11 protein-coding genes are annotated in these 19,098 nt (G+C 39.0%); all 11 read right to left on the bottom strand.

The window, feature by feature from the left end; translation table 11 throughout:
* A partial coding sequence (locus AC07YT_RS24555) for a glycoside hydrolase family 95 protein (protein ID WP_494945570.1) occupies positions 1-2,360 on the bottom strand: 2,360 nt, incomplete at its 3' end.
* Between the two features lie 108 nt (positions 2,361-2,468).
* The gene (locus tag AC07YT_RS24560; protein ID WP_086546982.1) at positions 2,469-4,289 is read right to left on the bottom strand and encodes a right-handed parallel beta-helix repeat-containing protein; all 1,821 of its coding nucleotides are present in this window, start codon (positions 4,287-4,289) and stop codon (positions 2,469-2,471) included.
* A 62-nt stretch (positions 4,290-4,351) separates the two neighbouring features.
* Entirely contained in the window at positions 4,352-6,592 is a 2,241-nt protein-coding gene (locus AC07YT_RS24565; RefSeq protein WP_086546983.1) for a beta-galactosidase, read from the bottom strand.
* A 32-nt stretch (positions 6,593-6,624) separates the two neighbouring features.
* Positions 6,625-8,763 carry an alpha-N-acetylglucosaminidase gene (locus AC07YT_RS24570; protein ID WP_086546984.1) on the bottom strand — a complete coding sequence of 713 codons (2,139 nt, stop codon included), beginning with the start codon at positions 8,761-8,763 and terminating at the stop codon, positions 6,625-6,627.
* Positions 8,764-8,861: 98 nt separating this feature from the next.
* The gene (locus AC07YT_RS24575) at positions 8,862-9,188 is read right to left on the bottom strand and encodes an alpha-N-acetylglucosaminidase C-terminal domain-containing protein (RefSeq protein WP_494945571.1); all 327 of its coding nucleotides are present in this window, start codon (positions 9,186-9,188) and stop codon (positions 8,862-8,864) included.
* Complete coding sequence (locus AC07YT_RS24580) at positions 9,185-11,002, bottom strand: alpha-N-acetylglucosaminidase (RefSeq protein ID WP_086546986.1); 1,818 nt, start codon at positions 11,000-11,002, stop codon at positions 9,185-9,187. Before AC07YT_RS24580 ends, AC07YT_RS24575 begins: the two co-directional genes overlap by 4 nt.
* A 124-nt stretch (positions 11,003-11,126) precedes the next feature.
* Positions 11,127-11,618, bottom strand: coding sequence for a DUF5018-related domain-containing protein (locus AC07YT_RS24585; protein WP_086546987.1), 492 nt, complete (start codon positions 11,616-11,618; stop codon positions 11,127-11,129).
* Between the two features lie 18 nt (positions 11,619-11,636).
* The gene (locus AC07YT_RS24590; RefSeq protein ID WP_494945572.1) at positions 11,637-13,529 is read right to left on the bottom strand and encodes a RagB/SusD family nutrient uptake outer membrane protein; all 1,893 of its coding nucleotides are present in this window, start codon (positions 13,527-13,529) and stop codon (positions 11,637-11,639) included.
* Between the two features lie 22 nt (positions 13,530-13,551).
* Positions 13,552-16,950: a SusC/RagA family TonB-linked outer membrane protein gene (locus tag AC07YT_RS24595; RefSeq protein ID WP_086546989.1), complete on the bottom strand. Its 3,399-nt coding sequence runs from the start codon at positions 16,948-16,950 to the stop codon at positions 13,552-13,554.
* A gap of 152 nt (positions 16,951-17,102) precedes the next feature.
* The gene (locus AC07YT_RS24600) at positions 17,103-18,155 is read right to left on the bottom strand and encodes a FecR family protein (RefSeq protein ID WP_086546990.1); all 1,053 of its coding nucleotides are present in this window, start codon (positions 18,153-18,155) and stop codon (positions 17,103-17,105) included.
* Between the two features lie 106 nt (positions 18,156-18,261).
* Complete coding sequence (locus tag AC07YT_RS24605; protein ID WP_478357064.1) at positions 18,262-18,840, bottom strand: RNA polymerase sigma factor; 579 nt, start codon at positions 18,838-18,840, stop codon at positions 18,262-18,264.
* Positions 18,841-19,098 lie beyond the last annotated feature (258 nt).

Genomic DNA, 19,098 nt, shown 5'->3' on the forward strand with positions numbered 1-19,098 from the left:
GTTTTAATTTCTTTAAATTGGTTATGGTATTTAACCTTACAAACACCACCTTTAGGAGCGAAAATTTTTGCACCAGTTAATTTTCCATCGTTCCAATTCATATCTACTACAAAATTGCCCCTAGTTACGAAACCTTTAACCGATCCTGTTTTCCATTCCACAGGAAGTGCGGGTAACAATTCGATATAGCCCTGGTGGCTTTGCAATAACATTTCTGAAATACCGGCGCCACCCCCAAAGTTTCCGTCAATCTGAAATGGCGGATGTGCGCCAAATAAATTGGCATAAATACCGCCGCCACCGTATTTCACTGTAGCATCTTTACCTACAAAACGCATTAATTTTTTCACCGCATCGTAAGCACGTTCTCCATTTTGCATTCTGGCCCATAAATTTATCCGCCAGGTAATTGCCCAGCCTGTACCTTCGTTTGTACGCAGTTCAAGCGATTTACGTACCGCATCGGCTAGCTTTGGTGTTTCTGAACTGGTGATACTATAACCGGGATATGCCGAAAATAAATGCGATAAATGGCGGTGATGTGGTTCTCTGTCTTTCCAGTCGTGGTACCATTCCTGTAAATTTCCGGCTTTGCCAATCTGATATGGATAAAGTTTAGCCATTGCCGCCTTTACTTTGGCTTGCATCGCTACATCAAGCTTTAATATTGCTGCAGTTTTTAAATAATCGGCAAATAACTCCCTGATCATCGCCATATCTGCAGTACTACCATACAAAGTTTGACCAACGTAACCTTTATCGGTGATGTAAACATTCTCAGGTGAAGTTGATGGTGCCGTTACCAGGTAGCCTTTAGGATCAGCCGTTAAAAAATCTAAACAAAACTGTACTGATCCTTTGATTAAGGGATATGCCTGCTTTTTAAGAAAGGCCTCATCTTTGGTGAAGGCATAATGTTCCCATAAGTGGGTACTTAACCAGGTGCCTCCCATTGGCCAGTTGGCCCAGCAGGGGTCGCCTTCTCCGCTATCGCCCACAGGGTTAGTCATTGCCCACATATTACTGTTGTGGTGGCATACCCAGCCGCCAGCACCATAAAAGTTTTTTGCTGTTATAGCTCCGGGTTTAGCCAATCTGTCTATAAAGTCTAACAGGGGTTGGTGCATTTCCGAAAGATTTGCAGCCTCTGCTCCCCAATAGTTCATTTGTGCATTAATGTTCGTGGTGTAATTACTGCTCCAAGGTGGACGCACAGATTCGTTCCAGATGCCCTGTAAATTAGCAGGAAGGCCACCTGAACGGGAAGAACTGATTAATAAATACCTGCTGTATTGATAAAAAAGGGCAATTAAACTGTTATCGGTTTTACCTGTGGCAAATCGATTGAGCCTGTCTATTGTGGATAATTTTTCATTTTCAGTATCGCCCAATTGTATGGCAACACGGTTAAAATATTTCCTGAAATCGTTAAGATGCGCCGTTTTTAAACTTGGATAACTTTTGTTTAACACGCTATTGAGATAAGCCGCAGCAATAGTATTTTCAGCTTTGCCTGCTAAGCCTGGGTTTTTATCAATACCATTATAACTGGTCGCCATAGAAAGCGCCAATATTACTTCGGTAGCGCCATTAACACTTAAAGTTGTATCCGTTAAATTTTGTTTCCCATCTGTTTTTAAAACCTTTAACATCGATACAAAGCGCATCGCATTTGTGGTATCGTTTACAATTGCATTGGCAATATTTCCTCTGTAATTCGGTTCGGTATGCACAGGTGCCCAACCTTTCATCATCAACATACCCGATTTAACCAAACTCCTGGCCAGCAGTTTACTATTGAAATTACACGAAAAGCTAAGTTTATCTTTCCCAGTTGCAGTTAATTTAAATATAATCAGCTGATTGGGATGAGAGGCAAAGGTTTCGCGGGTATAAGTGGTATGGTTAATCTGGTAACTTACTTTTGATACCGCATTTTGAATATCCAGCTCCCGTTTATAGTTAGTGGCATCGCCTGCGTGATCGAATTTAAAAAACAGATTACCAAGGGGCATAAAAGCTTCTGAGTAAGGCCCCTGCATAAAATGAGCAAGTGAATCGGCCGCTTTATAATCTTCCGAAAAAAGTGCTGTTCTGATAGGTCCCAAATAATTTTTGGCATTGGGATTTATTTTTGCGGCATCAATCGGTCCACCCGACCATAAAGTGGCTTCGTTTAATGATATCTGTTCTTTAGCGATACCACCATATACCATAGCGCCCAAACGCCCGTTGCCCAAAGGCAGGGCTTCTTCAAATTGCGTTGCCGGTTTGGTATACCACAATTTTAGGGCATTATTTTCCTGAGCTAAAACAAAGGTAGCAATACAACAAAAAAATGTTGTCAAAAAAAATCTCATCTTAATTGGATTAGGATATAACATATGGCGTAAATAAAACAAAAAAATAGTTCAAACAATAAACTATTTTTTGCAAATACATAAACTAAATAATCATCTGTAATTAACTTAATTCTTAACCGTAACCGGACTTTCGAATTTAATATCTGATTTAATATCTTTTTTAAGCATTTCCTTCAATCGTATCTCGGGCTTTTCGATGCCGCCAAACTGATTGCCTTTAATCAGCACGCCTGTACAGGCTAAAAAATTAAATGCCGGACGGCTTTTACCTGATGGCATAAAATCTGACTTTTCGATCTTGTTATTGATAAAAGTTAGCCCATTGGTGCTTTTTGCAGATAATAAAGGATAATCCAACAGTTTAAAGGTATTGTTTTCGATCCTGATGTTACGGTGTACATAATAATTTTTAACCAACTCACGGTTTTCGGGGTTAATCTTAATGGCATAACTATCAGGTGCACTGTTATAACCGCATTCGATAAACTGGTTATTGCGGATGGTTACGTCGGTTACCGGACCCGATTCGTACCAGCCCATGGCATCATTTTCAATCAGGATGGCGTGCATGCCCGTACGGTAATAGACGTTATTTTCGATCAATACCTTACGTCGTGTGGTAATCAGCGTTCCCCTGGAGATCGTTCCTTCGAATCTTGAATTTGTAATTTTTACAGATGGTGTCCAGGTGATGTTTTCCAGGGCATCATCTATTTTTAATTCACTGGAAAAAGGTTTTTCCATTTCCACCAGCATTTCTCTTTCCGAAATTAGTTTTGCGGTTTTAATTACACCCTGGGCGTAAATCTGAAGTGCAGCACTGTTCAGGTAAGCTACCGTATCACCCGGTATAAAAGCATTAAATCCATAACTCTGGTGATGCATAAACTTTAACTTTAAACTGTTGGGCGATACAATTTCGCTTATTTTTAAATGTGTACCGTGTACGTTAACCGGATCATCATGCAAACCATTAAACCGGCAATTATTGATGATAATTTGTCCTTTGCAACCCGAAAAATGCATGCCATCAGCCGATGAAGCAATTACACGGCCGCTTCCTGGTTCAGGTGCTACAAAAACACTGTCGTAACTCAGGTTTTCGGAGAACTGAGATACAATACCCAAACCATGCATTGAATACATGTTGATGTTGTGCAGACTGATATTTTTAGAGCGGTTATTAAATGCGCCTACATAATCGCGATAACGGTCTCTAACCGTTAGCACATCGCCAGCCTGCGCTTTAAATTTCGAAAAATCTCCTGTGAATTTTACCTTGAGTGGGCCTATGTTTTCAGCGTTACTTTTAGAAAAAACTTCCCAATTGCTGTAGAATAAGGTGCCTGCACTTGGTCTTAAGAGTACCGCATGGTGGTTTTTAGCTATCCATTTTTCGCCGTACCATTCCAACCGACCATTAACAATGGCAAATTTGCTATCGGGATGAATGTTTGCGATAACCGATGTTGGTGTAATTTCCTGCAAGGTCATTTCCGACATCCCCGGCCGCTCATAATTAATGGATAGATTTTGAAACCTGATGTTTTCGCTCCCATCAATCACCCAGGTAATCATTTTTCCATGAAAGATAAAAACGGAGCCATTGCCTTCTAAAGTCACATTTTTTAAGTCTTTTAGGTATAAGCCGACGCTTTGTTTTTTTACCGGGAATTCTACTTCGGAGGAGGTGTTGGAGATATAATAATGTGTCTCGGTAGCGCTGTCTGGCCAAAAATCATACCGGCCTTTTGGGAAATTAAGTACAGATTTCGCTTGCCCTTTCGTTGCTTCAATAGCTTTTTTTACACTTGCAGTAGCATCAGCAAAACTATTGGGTTTGGCTCCAAACTGGGTAACATCAATGGTTTGGGCATGGAGCTGATGACCAATACATAATAACAAGGCGATAAAATATTTTTTCATTTGTGTGTTTGCTATAAATAATTCAGCCCTTACAGCTTTAGAAAACGGTAAGGGCTATAAATTTAATTTAAATGGATTGTAGTTTGATATTGCGTTACCGCTTTTATGGATTTAAATCCTGTTCTTTTGTTTTTAATCTCCTGTATTAACTCAGCCTGAACACCTGTAGTTTGGTTATTCCAGTCCTTTAAATCTAAGTTAATTTTGCCTCTGCCTAAAAATCGCTGCAAGCCAATTTGCCAGGTTTCGCCGTTATACAGGTTATCTGTTTTTATGGTCTGTTGCTGAATCAGATCGCAGGCATCACCCCAGTAATCTACATTTAAAATTACATCATTTACGTTTTTAGGAAATGTGGCCGGGAAACTAATCTCGGCAGTTTTACGGCTTGGATAATTTACCGTGATTTTAGCCATATAGTTTGGTGTTTGCCACTCATACTGATCGAAGAGCGATTTCGTCGTTTTAGGTTTAGCAGCTGTAAAAGCGTTTAATCCCTTTGGATAAACCATTAAATTAAATGTAGCTTTGTTAAGTTGCTGCAGCGTAATTTCATCATTTTGAACCAGAACATCTGCCTGGCTAATCAATAAGGCATCTTGTCCTTTCAGTTTTAACCTCCATGCATTTTGAGCTTGCTCAGGGCTAATAAAAATAATTTTGATTGAATTTCCGTCTGTGTCTGTAAAGGTGCAATCGGTTTTATCAATGACCTGCAGTTGCAGTTGATTAGCAGTTTGTACCGCTTTCCAACCTGTAATATCTTTATTTTTAAGCGTGCGGCTGTCTAACGCGAATTCTGGGTTTACACCTTTTAATTGCTGAAAAACCAGCGTAATATTTTTACCATTAACTAACCTGGCAAAAGGTTGTGCGGTTGCATATTTAATTAAAGCTGAGCCTGCTTTTAAGTTAAAAGGTAAAATTGCCGTCGTTTGTCCTTCGAGTAATAATGTTGGGTAATTAATCGTTTCGTTTGGCAGGTTTACCTGCATCGTAACGTGTTTATCGGGCATGGTAATGCGCACCTGTGTATTACCTAAAAACAGGAAACCGCTATTGCCATTAGCCCTGGCGATATATCTTAAGTCTTTCGTGTTTTTTTCGTCCCTTACCGGATTTTCTGGTTCGTAAACCCGCATAGGCGCTAAATCCGTACCGAAATCGTTCACAAATGTGTGAATTACCTTCAAATATTTATAGGATGGACGCAAAAAACCAAACTCACTGATGGGTGCTTGAAAATCGTAACTTTCAGGACAAGTTCTAGGTTCTTTTAATCCAGGCGTTTGGGTGCCACCATGAAACATGTAATACCCCACCAGGTTCATACCACGGCCTATCTGGTTTTGTAGGTGTGCTTCAATTACTTCGGGCTGTACAATAAAACGGTTTTGATAAGTGATCTGGCTACCTGCACCTTGCTCGCATAGCCCTTTTGGAAATTTGTGTACATCATAAAAAACTTTACCTAAGGCATCGGTCATAATCCATTGATCGTTGCCATATAAAAAATCTTTGGTGAGACCGCCACCGCCTCTTTCCCAACCGCGGTAAGGGTAAGAGCCCTGTAAAGGGATCACTTCCATTTTGGCATCGTCAAATACGGTATTAGCGGTTACCGTCCAATAGACTGGATTAATTTGTGCTTTCCGGGCGATTTCCTTCAGTGTAGTAATGTGTTCTGCCTGGCCACTTGCATATTCGTTTTCTAATTGCACGCCAATAACCGGTCCACCATCGGCAAAATACATGTCCCTGGTTTGCTGGCCAATTTGCTTAAACAAACCTTCTGATTCTTTTAGATATTCGGGGTTGTTGGTTCTGTGGCCTTTTAATTTTTGTATCCACTCAGGAAAACCACCATATAACTGTTCACCATGGCTCCAGGGGCCAATCCGCAGCCAGACATACATACCATTTTTTTGGCAAAGCGATATAAACCGCCTGAGATCACGGTTACCTTTCCAGTCCCATACCCCTTTTGTGGTTTCATGTTCATTCCAAAAAATATAGGTGGCTATGATGGACAAACCTCCGCTTTTCATCTTCAAAATTTCGGTTTCCCAGTTTTCTGGCCTTACACGGTTATAGTGCATTTCGCCCATCACCGGAAACCAGGGTTGATTATTTTTAGTAAAATATTGATTGTTTACTCCAAGTTTAATACCATCGGGATTAGTTCCTGTCATATTAATAGAGGTAACATCTAAACTTCTGTTAGATTTTACATCAATTTGATAGTATTGCGCCCGTGCTACTAAAAAAGAAAGCATCAAGCAAAAAGTTATTATTTTTTTCATTTGTTATGTTTATATTTTGGGTAGACCCAAATTTACAAGGGAAATTTATCTAACATAGCACGCTTTAATAGTTGTTGGGCTGCGCTGATCGGATTAGAAAAAGGTTCGATTTTACTTACTCCGGGATCATCTACCCAGTTTTGTTCAAAGGCTTTTTTATCGAATACACTCCTTTTGTTCCTGGCTTCCAAAGTCAATTTCATTCTTGGAATGTAGAAATCGCGGATTAAGCCGCTCCACATCCTGCATGAATAGTCATTAACAGGAGGCCCCCAAATGGTTACAATCCGCTTTGCGCTCGAAGCATAAAAATTTTGCAAAGACTGGTCGTTGCTGTGTGCTGTTGCAAAATTAATCCACCTGCCTAAGCGGTTTAAAGGATGGCTTTCCATCAAACGATCTAAATCAGCTAACAATTTCATTGCTTTATCAGCATATAGGTTAGCCTTAACAGTATCTTTTTTTTCGAAGGCATCATTTGTGGCAATAAGTAAGTTTTCTGCTTTTAAGCCTAAAACCAATCCAACCCTTTCAATGGCATCAGCCTGATAATTTTTAGATTTTTTTAATTCAGGGGCACAGGCCAGAAATAAGGCTACAGATTTAAAAAAATCTTTGCTGTTGTTAATACGGCTTCTTTTGAAAGAACCAGTCTGCCAGTTAAATTGTGGATGATCAATTAATTTTGCGTAACTGCTTTTGCGCAGCAGATCCCAAGATTTTTTAAGTTTTTCAGGATAGTTGCCATAGCGGTTGATGGAAAAATCTTTTAACCACTTATTTAAATCTATTGGATTATTATTCCATGCAACATCTGCCAACAATTCATAAACAGCAGTATTATTTTCTAATCCTTCGCCTGAGATAGAAAAACCTTTTAAATTGTTCCTTGCAGGATTTTTAAGTGTTTTTCCGGCACCTGTAGCATACAATTCCAAATCGCCGGTATAAGCCGTTTTGCCGCCCATATTAGGTACAAAACCATAAACCCATTGTTTACCATTAAAACCATTTACAGGTTCCCAACTATTCGCATAATCGTTTGCATAATCTAAAATCATAATTTTATCATCGGGTACCTTACTAAAGAGGGCTTTTACATTTTCTGGCGGCCATTGTTTACGCTGGTAGCCAAACATCCAACCCTGTATTACCCAGGTAGCATCAGGGTTGGCTAATCTGATAGCATCATAGGTGAATTTTCCATAATCTGCCAGAATATCGGTAACAGGCTTATCTCCCTTTGGCAGTTCCATTTCGTTAAAACTATCTACAAGGTAATATTTGGCATCTCCAAACTCGGCTTTCCACTCATCCATATACATTTTGGTAATCTTCATAAACAAAGGGTCGCCAGGCATCAGCATTACGGGCCTTTGCGAGGCTGGAAACCCTGCGTTCCATAAAGTATTGTGTAGTAACAACTCTGGATATAGCCTCTTTATGGCTTTGGGCACAAAACCCGCAAACGACTGCAGAATGGGCTCCATTCCAAGCTCGCGCATGCGGGCAAGAATTTTATGCTGCAGTTCAATTTGATCAGTATGCCATGTTGAGGGTAAAGTGCCCCCTACATTTTGGATATTACCCATTCGCTGCCATGGCAACAATGATGGCGAGACATAAAAACTATCAATTTCTTTTTGGGTAAGGCCTAATTTTTTCCAAACTCTTGTGGCAATGGCTTCAGTGGCTACTGGAGCCATTAAAGTATTAAACCCATGCATGGCCTGCCAATCCAATTCTTGCTCCCAGCGTTCCCAGGTCCAGAAAGGAGTAGTATAACCAAAAGTAACAACGTTGTAAGACTGCCTTATCTTGTAGGGCGATGTAATTTTAGTTATTGGTGCATCGGGCCATTTAGCCGGTACTTTGAAGTTGCTGCCCACCCAATCGAGCATGCCTAATTGGTTGTCTTTCAAATAATCATACACACCACGCGTTAAGGCATTGGTAGTAGTAGCCTTAACTGTTAAAACACCGTTTTTGGCGGAGTACTGATAATAATCTGTATTTCCCTTATTTTTTAACCATTCCAGTTGTATCCGTTCTGCCTTTGGGCCAATGGTACGTAGCAGAACATGTTTTGCAGGGAGTGTGTTTAACTTTTGGGCAAATACTTGTAGCTGCACCATTAAAAACAAGGCTATAAAAATTAATTTATTATTCATAGAGAACTGAAAATAAGATTGTGGTTAATGAATTGATCATAGCTTAATGGTTTATCTCTGGATTTTTTCCATCAAGTATAACTGCTAGCTTATGGCAATTATAATGAGGGTAGCTGCTCTGTTATAGCTTCATTTACTAATCTTGCGGCTGTTTCAACCGGATTTTCAAATGGCTTTATTTTGCTTATTTCTGCGTTATCTACCCAATTTTGCTCAAAAGCGGCTAAATCGAACTTCTTGCCAGTTTTCTTCTCCTCTAAAATTGCCTGCATCCTCGGAATATAGAAATCTCTAACTAAACCACTCCAAACCCGGCAAGAGTAATCATTTACCGGTGGGCCCCAAATGGTTACAATTCGTTTTGCACTAGCGGCGTAGAACTTTTTCAAGGTTGGGGTTGAGCCATGCTGCTTCGCAAAGTTCACCAATTTTCTAGTCTGTTTAACGGGTGAGATTCCATTAACCTGTCCACATTTGCCAACAGTATTATCCCTTTTTTGGCATAAGAATCTCCATTAGTGATATCTTTTTTAGCATAGGCCTTGCCTGCTGCTTCAAACCAGTTTTCGGCCTTTAACCCCAATACAAATGCACTGCGTTCAATGGCATCAGCCTGATAGTTTTTGGAGTTTTTAAAATTACTCCGACAGGCTAAAAATAATTCAACAGATTTAAAGAAATTATCGGACCTATCTACATTGTTAATTTTCAATCTTCCAATTTGCCAACTAAACTGAGGGTGGTCTATCAGCCTGCTGTACGCGCTCTTACGCAACAAATTCCAGGACTGCCTTAATTGATCGGGGTAAGCGCCGTAACGGTTAATAGAAAAATCTTTTAACCAACTATCAAGTACTATCGGTTTATCAGACCAAGCGGCATCTGTTAATAATTCGTAGATAACAGCGTTGTTCTCAAGGCCTTCGCCAGAAGTAGAAAAACCTATTAGATTCTTCTTTTTAGTGGAAGCGAGCGTTTTACCCACGCCTGTAGCATACAAATCGAGATTGCCTGTATAAGCTGTTTTACCACCAGCATTAAACATATAACCATAAATCCACTGTTTACCATTAAAGGCATTAAGCGGCTCCCAGCTATTAGCATAATCATTGGCATAGTCTAAAATCAGTATCTTAGCATCGGGTATTTTGCTAAACAAGGCTTTTACATTTTCTGACGGCCATTGTTTGTGCTGATAGGTAAACATCCATCCCTGTATAACCCAAACTGCATCAGGATTAGCACTTTTTATCGCGTCGTAAGTAAATTTTCCGTAGTCGGCCAAAATATCGGTAATGGGTGTATCACCCTTTGGCAGTTCCATCTCATTAAAACTATCTACGAGGTAATATGTGGCATCGCCAAACTCGGCTTTCCACTCATCCATGTACATTTTAGTAATTTTGGCAAACAAAGGATCGCCTGGCATCAGCATGGAGGGCCGTTGTGAGGCTGGAAAGCCCGCATTCCACAATGTACTATGGAGCACTAAATTGGGATAAAGTCTTTTAATAGCCTTTGGAACGAAACCTGCGAATGATTGTAATATGGGTTTTATGCCCAGTTCGCGCATACGTGTCAGCACTTTGTGCTGTAGTGCGGTTTGATCTGTAATCCATGCATCTGGCAAAGCACCGCCTACATTCTGTATGTTGCCCATCCGTTGCCACGGCAATAAGGATGGTGATACGTAAAAGCTATCGATTTCTTTTTGGGTAAGCCCTAATTTTTTCCATACCCTGGTAGCAATCGCCTCGGTAGCTATGGGTGCCATAAGCATGTTAAAACCATGCAAAGCCTGCCAGTCGAGCTCTTTTTCCCAGCGTTCCCAGGTCCAAAAAGGAGTGCTATAACCAGCGGTAACCACGTTGTGGGCCTGCCTTAATTTAAAAGGCGATGCAACTTTGGTAATTGATGCATCAGGTAGTTTGCCTGATATTTTAAAATTGTTCCCCGCCCAATCCTGCATGCCTAAATGATTGTTTTTAAAATAGTCGTAAACGCCACGAGTTAAGGCATTGGTAGTAGTAGCCTTAACGGTCAACCGGCCATTCTTAGCAGCATATTCATAATAATCTGCCCCACCGTCTGATTTTAATAGTTCTAATTTTATCTGCTCGGCTTTAGCGCCAAATGTTCTTTTTAAAACCTGTTTTGCAGGCAGGGTACTTACGTTTTGAGCGTTAATTTCTCCGTTTAAAATCAGGAGGAAAAAACAAAATAGTAAAGTTCTTATCATCTGTTTATTAATATACAAGTTATTGTATTCGGCTAAAACATCTTTCTTGACACAATAATGTTGTCTAGGACAATCATGGAAAAGAGCCGTTAAATTTAACGGCTCTAATCATACAACTAACCCACTAATTATTTGAAAATGAAGTGACATTGATCGTCCACACCTTAACATCACCATTGGCTGCAGTTACCACATATTTCAGCGGCTTGGTGGCGTCGGTAGGGTCGCCGAGCGCAGGCGTTCCACCTGTAGGCGAAATGGTAGCCGCTGTAGAGAGGTTAACATTGAACCAAATCTTAGTCTGAACCACTTTAGCCTTCTCCGCCGCAGTAAAATCAACAGGACTTCCTGCTGCCGGAACACTAATAGCTACATTTATAATACCATTAACCTTATCTATATTACCCTGTACCACGGTTAATGTTCTATTTGTTACAATTGATTGTCCGTTCATATTTTTCGCACCACTTTCAAAGCGATACTCGGCATTAACCAAAGTAATTGCATTGCCATCAGCAAGTGGCAGTTCAGGTAAACCTTTCTTCAAACAAGAAGTGAATAACATTGCTATGATAATGCCCATAAATGGCATTCTAATTTTATTAATATTTTTCATCGTTATTTTCTTATATATCTACCAACCAAAATTTTGCGGACCAAATTTTGGATTATTATCAATAAACCGTTGTGAAATAGGCATTAAATAGCGCCTGTTAGGATTGAATTTACGATCGTTGTAACCATTTGCGAAAGGCCCGGTAACAATGGCAAATCCTTTACGATCTCTAGTGATGTCCATTACTCTTATTGGCTCGGTTAGTTCGGGTATCGTTCCTCCGCTAGCGATATTATTATTTGCATCACCGCCGTAACGTCCCCAACGCAGTAAGCTCCAGTAATAATCATTTTCTTCGGTTAGTTCTACCCTACGTTCTCTTTTATAATCTTTCCAAACCTCTGATGAGGACGATGCCATCGAGGCAGGAATTTTACCATGAAATTCGCGTGTTTTATTTAAAAATATTTTAGCATTAGCAAGATCACCTTTTAATAGGTAGGCTTCTGCCATATTTAAAAACACACGCCCTAATCGCATACATACATAATGATAATCTGTTTTAGAAACATTTAATAATGTTGGCGTTACATTGGTATAAACCCCTTTGCGCCAGTACATATTACTCAAACTTGCACCCCAGATACCGCCGTTAACAGAAATCCACCTACAGGCATTACCTTTTACAGCAGTAACTAAATTATCTCCATAAAACTTGGTCGAGTCGCTAACGATTGAACTGGCCCATCTTGCATCGCGGTTTCTATTGGTTAAAGACCATACAGTTTCTGTACTTCCAGATTTAATTCTGCCTTGTTTTACAATTGTTTCCTCGGCCAATTTAGGAATAACATTATCTTTTAATCCTATCTTTTGATAAGGAATGGTAACAGAAGCGCTTTCATCAACTGCAGCCTTATATTGTGAAGTTTGATGCCAAGGCAAAGCTTTTGTAGGATCGGCATCGTCTTTAACTAAGTACTCATCAGTTAAGTTTTCACAAGGAAAGTTACCAGGCCAGCAATTGAACAAATCTGGAATGAGATACGCTGGGTAACCTTCCATCGGAACCAATTTATCAGGTTTAAGATTTCCAACCATAAATTGCATTGGTGTATCCTGTACGGTTGTATTAATGGCTTTCTTATAAATGGCCAATATAATTTCAGGAGAAACATTTTTAGTTTCATTAAACATGCCTCCATAATCTGCTTCTAGTGAATATCCTCCATTATTGATTACCAAATTTGCATTATCTATAACTTTTTGCAATAAAGGATCGCTCGCCGATACGTTTGCAGCATTGGGATAATTTTGGTAAGCTATGGCTTGTAAACAGATTTCTGTTAAAAATGAAGCGGCAACATATTTATTTGTTCTACCTGCCACTTTTATAGTTGGCAGATCGGCAACCGCGTCTTCTAAGTCTTTAATAATTAACTTATAAGATTCAGCAGGATTTGCTGTGCTTGGTAATTTTAATTCATCATCAGGGGTAAGCACTCTATCGATCCAGACTATACGTCCGGTGCTGCGAGCAATGCTGTAATAAGATAAAGCCCTTAAAAATTTAGCTTCTGCAATCATTGTTTTTTTATCGGCATCTGCAATGCCAGCAGATTCCTGAACTTTTTTCATAATCAGGTTGCAACGGCGAACGTTAGCCCAATTGTTAAATCCATAATCACTGTTATTGGTTAAGGTTTCACTAAATACTGGGTAAGCATCGCCGGCAATTCCATCCTGACCTAAAATATTTGATGTGCGGGCATCAACGCCAGGACCACTGGCAAACGAATTTGTAATTGCATCGTAAGTGCTGAACACAAATGTTTCAGCATTTGATTTACTACTCCAAACAACATCTTCACTAATTCTATCGTATGGTTCCGTTTCCAAAACTTTTTTACACGCATTTAGTCCCAATAAGCAAACAAATAAGCCTAAAGAAGATATGATATATTTTTTCATTTTTTTAAACTTTAGTTGTGAATTAAAAACCAGCTGAAACACCAAGGGCAAATGTTCTTTGTACAGGATAGCCATAGTTGTTGGGATCAGATTCAGGATCGATAAAATAATCCTGGCTTTTAGATGATGTTAATAGGTTAGTACCGGAAACAAACAGGCGTAGTTGCTGGAATTTTGATTTCTTTAATAGTGAATGTTTAAAATCATAGCCTAGCTGCACATATTTTAAACGCAAGTATTTGGATTGAATCAGCCAAAAATCACTTCTTGCGAAATTATTTCCTCCGTTAACACTTGATGTTGATACAGCACGAGGAAACAAGGCATCCTGATTATCAGTACGCCAATAATCTTGCTGAAACTGATAAGTAAGCAATGAAACAGGATTTGCACCTTGTACTACATCTCCAATATACCTGTCCCTGTTCCCCGAGCCTTGCATGACTGCACTAAAGCTAAATCCCTTATAACCAAGATCAACTGTAAGGCCAAAATTTATTCTTGGGAAAGTATTGTTGCCAATCCTAACCCTGTCATTATCATCAATTTTTCCATCTCCATTCAAATCCTGATACCTTAAATCACCAGCTACAACATCAGTTGAAGAAACTCTTCTGGCACCGTTCAGCAATTCACGATTGGTAGTATAAAACCCATTATTGATCAATCCCAAAATTGGCCGGCCACTATCGTCCACTAAAAAGCGTGTTTCTTGACCTGATACACGCGTAAAAGGGTTTCGGAGTGTAGCGTCATCATCCAATGTAGATCTTTCATTTAGAGTATTAAAATAAGTAAAATTCAATCCTACCTTATAAGTGAGTTCACTCACTTTTGAATTCCAATTTACATTAAATTCTACACCTTCTTTTCTGATTGCCCCAGCGGTGAAATTGATTGGCGGCAACCCGATACCTAGCGTTTCGGCAAATTGAGGATCGGAGGTAACAAAACCAGTAGTTCTAGTGTAAAAATAATCAACTGATGTATTTAAACGGTTGTTTAGTGATGCCATATCAATACCAATGTTTCGGCTTTTAATGGTTTGCCAAGAATAATTAATACTTGGCAATGCACTTGGCTCTGATGTACCTTGAACTGGTTTACCATCCATAACATAGCCTATCGAAGCCACTCTGTATCCGGCTACGTAAAGAAACCTTCCAATATTATCCGAATTCCCTGTCTTACCGTAAGATCCCCTCAATTTCAAATAATCTAAAATATGCTTCTCTTTCAAACCTTTCATAAAGGTTTCGTCAGAGAGCATGTAACTGCCCGATAAGGCATAAAATGTTCCCCATTGCTTTCCAGGGACAAATAAATCGCTACCATCTCTTCTGAGCGATGCTTCTAAAGAATATCTATTTTTAAAGCTGTAAGAAATACGTCCAATGTATGCTGCTCTTGCACTTTCCGCTTCGCCGGTAATTAAGTTATTACTTCCATCAAAAATATTTATGGTCTGATTTTCCGTAGGACCCGCTATAAACTGATCACTTATAAGTTGATAACCTACCCTGCTCACATTTAAGCCTGATGTTTTGAATTGTTGTTGTTCGTAAACCCCGGTAAAATCAATGCTGTGATCGCCAAATGTTTTGTTATATGTAATGTATCCTTGCAAAGTAAGTGTATTTCCAGAGCTGCTTGAGCCGGTTAAAGTTGGTGCAGGCCCCGGAATTGCAGTCTTGCTACCGTTGGCGTAACTTGGCGCAAAATAATTCCAAATTTTACCTTCAGAATTAATCGTATTATAGTTGCCGTTTAATTTAAATTTTAAGCCTTCTAAGAAATGTGCACTATATTCTAAACTTAAATTGCCGTTAAAAACCCTGCTCGATCTTCTATTATAACCAGATTTTGGATCCAGTTCTACCACTGGGTTATCTGGGGTATTGATAGATGGTAGTCCAAACTCATTGTATGCCTGAAACGTTGGTTGCTTATTTTGGATATGACTATACAGATTAGAAAAACTAACACTAGGCTGCGAGTTAGACTCAACGTATCCATCAAAGGCGGTAACAACTTTTAAATTAGCCTTTTCTAAATCACTCGAAGTGTTTAGCCTATAAGTAGCCCGTCTGTTATAGTTTTTATCGGTTTTTAAAATTGTTCCCTGGTCGTAATACGATAATCCTCCATAATAGGTTAACAATTTTGTACCTGAAGATATAGATAGGTCATGCCTCATTTCTGGCGCAAAATTTTTCATGGTTAATGCCCTCCAATCCGTATTAGGGAAGTTTAGCGGATCAGAACCTGTGCGGTATTTTTCCAAATCGGCTGGAGAGGTATAAGGGCTTTTACCTTCTGCAGCATACAACGTATTAATGGCACTCCTTTGATCGTAAGAGCTTAATTTATTTGGGAAAAGTGTAGGTTGAGAAAATACCTGATTAAATGCATAGTTAATATTCACGGTACCTTCTTTTCCTTTTTTGGTCGTTACCAAAATAACACCATTAGCAGCCGAAACGCCATATAGTGCAGTTGCAGCAGCATCTTTCAGTATCGAATAAGTTTCAATATCATTCGGATTTATATTGGCAAAATCATTTGCAGATCTGATCACATTATCGATGACGAAAAGCGGCGTACCTCCCCCTCTGATGGAAATGGTGCTTTTTGTACCTGGCGAACCACTATTAGTTGTCACAATTACACCTTGAGCTCTCCCAGCTATGGCATCATTTATTGAAGCTACAGGTATAGATGCTACAGCATTCATATCTAGTGTACTAATCGCACTCGTCGTTTTTCTTTTAGTCGTTGTACCATAAGCCTGAATTACGACTTCATCAAGATTATTGTTAGCGGGCTTTAACTGGACATTTATAAGAGATTCAGATGCTGGCACCTCAACAGATATATATCCAATAGCGGAGAAAACCAGTATGGCATTTTCAGGCACTTTTAAACTAAACCTTCCTTCTCCGTCGGTTGATACAGCAAGCCCCTTAACACCTTTTACTGCCACTGTAACACCCGGTAATCCAGTATTAGTTTCGTCTTTAACCACACCCCTTATGATAAGATCTTGATTAAACTTATCAGATGCCAGGATGGTGATCAAATTATTTTCCCTAACGTTAAAATTTAATGCAGTTCCTGATAAGAGTGATTGCATTACTTCTTCTAATGGAGCCTGGCTAGTTTTAATACTGACCAATTTATTAAATGGCCCTTCGGTTGGACTGTACACGAAACGGTATCCGCTTTGTTTTTCGATGATCTGCAGGGCTTTTTCGAGCTTGACATTTTTGAGGTCAAGAGAAAGCTTTTCTTGCGAAAAAACCTTGGCAGAAACATTTAAACAGGTAATAAAGATAATAAAAATGGCAATCTTCATTTGAATAATGAATTTGGATAGCAGCCTGAGCCATGGCGAGGCTTGACTAATGTAAATTTTAATCATATTTTTGTTTTTTGGTTGGTTTATTTGAGGCTGCGCATTTTGTGTAATGAAGCCTCAGATTAAAAAGAAGATCAAAAAAATTATTGAAGGGGAATTGTTGCAGCAATCCCCTTCTTTTTTCTTTTGATACAGGTTTATTTTGGTTAGTTTGTTTATTTGGTTATCGTAATCAGCTCTCCTTTCTTTTTGAATTTAAAATGTTTTACCTCCTGCATTTTCTGCAATACCGTTAAAATATCTTCGTTTTTGAAATTTGCCGTATAAACGTAGGCAGCTACTTCTTTATCCTCAAACTCTATAGTGACATTAAACCAACGCTCAAGCCGCTCTTTGATCTCCTCAAAATTGTTGTTTAAAAAAACGATATTATTATGTGTCCAGGCCGATTCCACGACCTCTTTGTTCACCATCGTAAGATTATTGACTTCAATTTTAGGCAACTTATCGTCTGCACTCCCAAGCGATGGCCTCAGATTCAATTGATCTTTTACAAAATGATAGGTGATTTTTTGCCCGGCCTTAAGAATAATGGTGTTTTTATTCAATCCGTTATTATCTTCTAATTTAATAGAGCCCCGAACTAAGGTTGCCGCCGATTCGTTTTCGTTGTTATAACTTTTAACATTAAAAGCGGTACCCAATACCGTGATCTTAAAATCCTTGGTACGCACGTAGAAAGGTTTCTGTGCATTGTGTTTTACATCAAAATAAGCTTCTCCGGTTAATCTAACGTTTCGATCTTTTTGATTAAAATTTTCTCCCAGCTCGATTTTGCTATCACCATTAAGATATACCGAGGTACCGTCAGGTAATACGATTTTTTTCTTCTCCCCTTTTTTCGCTACAAAGTTTTCAGCGTATAGTGATACTTCAGCTCGCCTGGTATAATTAAAATAGATGAGCCCTAAAAATAAAACAACAAAAATGGAAGCAGCAATGCCGTAATGTATTGTCTTAAATCTCCTGATTTTTACTACGGGCGATATCATGCTGGTCAGGTAATCCACCTGTTGATCAACAGGTTTTAAATTACCGCTTAATACCCCATATAATTTTTTGGCAGCATCAACTGTTTTATGCTTTTCAGGATTTTTGGCAATCCAATCTTCCCAAAAAAGAACGCATTTTTTGCTGCTACCCTCGCAATATTGCTTAAAGGTATCATCCATTAAAAAATCTTCCGGGTATTTATATTCGTCAATCATTACAGCGCTTTTAATACCAGTGCGCAGAATGTTAAACTTTTACCAAGTTTTTTTCGCTTTTTTTTTAATTTATTTTAAAACAGCTTTAAAATACAATTACAAACAGCTAAAATTTAAGGTGAGTACGGAGGAATTTGAGGGCGGTATAAATGGTGTTATAAGCCGTTCTAACGGTTAATTGGCTTCTTTTAGCCACATCTTCATAACTCAAACCATCGTAAAAGCGCAACTGAATCAATTTTCGTTGCTGAGGGGTCAGTTTTTCTAAAGCCGCAAGTAAACTGGCTTTAACCAGCTCATCAGATTGTATTTTTACAATCAGTTCTTCGTAAGGCATCTCTAATAGATCTTCGTCCTCTCTAACGATAATTGAAATGGCCTTATTTAACCGCTGTTCGTGAGCGATTTTCTTTAAAATCTTCCTTTTCAGAATGGTACGCAGATAAGATTCAACCTGTTCCACCCTGGGAAGTGCATCATGTTTCTCCCACAGTTCGAGAAAAACCTGGTTTAAAGTATCAGTAACTACTTCAGCATCGTTACAAACGCGTAAACCAAATCCAGCTAAACTCCGGTAAAGACTTTTATACAAGTTAAGGAAAGCATCTTTTTCACCTAAACACATGGCCTCCCACCACAAACTATGCAGAGAAATGTCCTCACCCAGAATATTCTTTTTGTCCATGTTAGTGGCACGCTTTGTTTGGTTATGATCTACTTATATAAATGGGGTTCCTTTATAAGTATTTTTCAAAAGTAACATTTAGGTTGCATATTTTATGTTCATAAATACTAAACAATAGGATATATTCTTTTCACCTTTCCTTGAAAACCCTAAAAACCAAGGGTTCACAAAGGATTTTTTCCACTAAGAAAGCTTCTATTTTAATTGGAAGATTGTCGTTTAATTAAAAAAACACCCACTGCCCATAAAAAATGGCAG

The organism is Pedobacter sp. GW460-11-11-14-TSB4 (genome assembly GCF_059423705.1).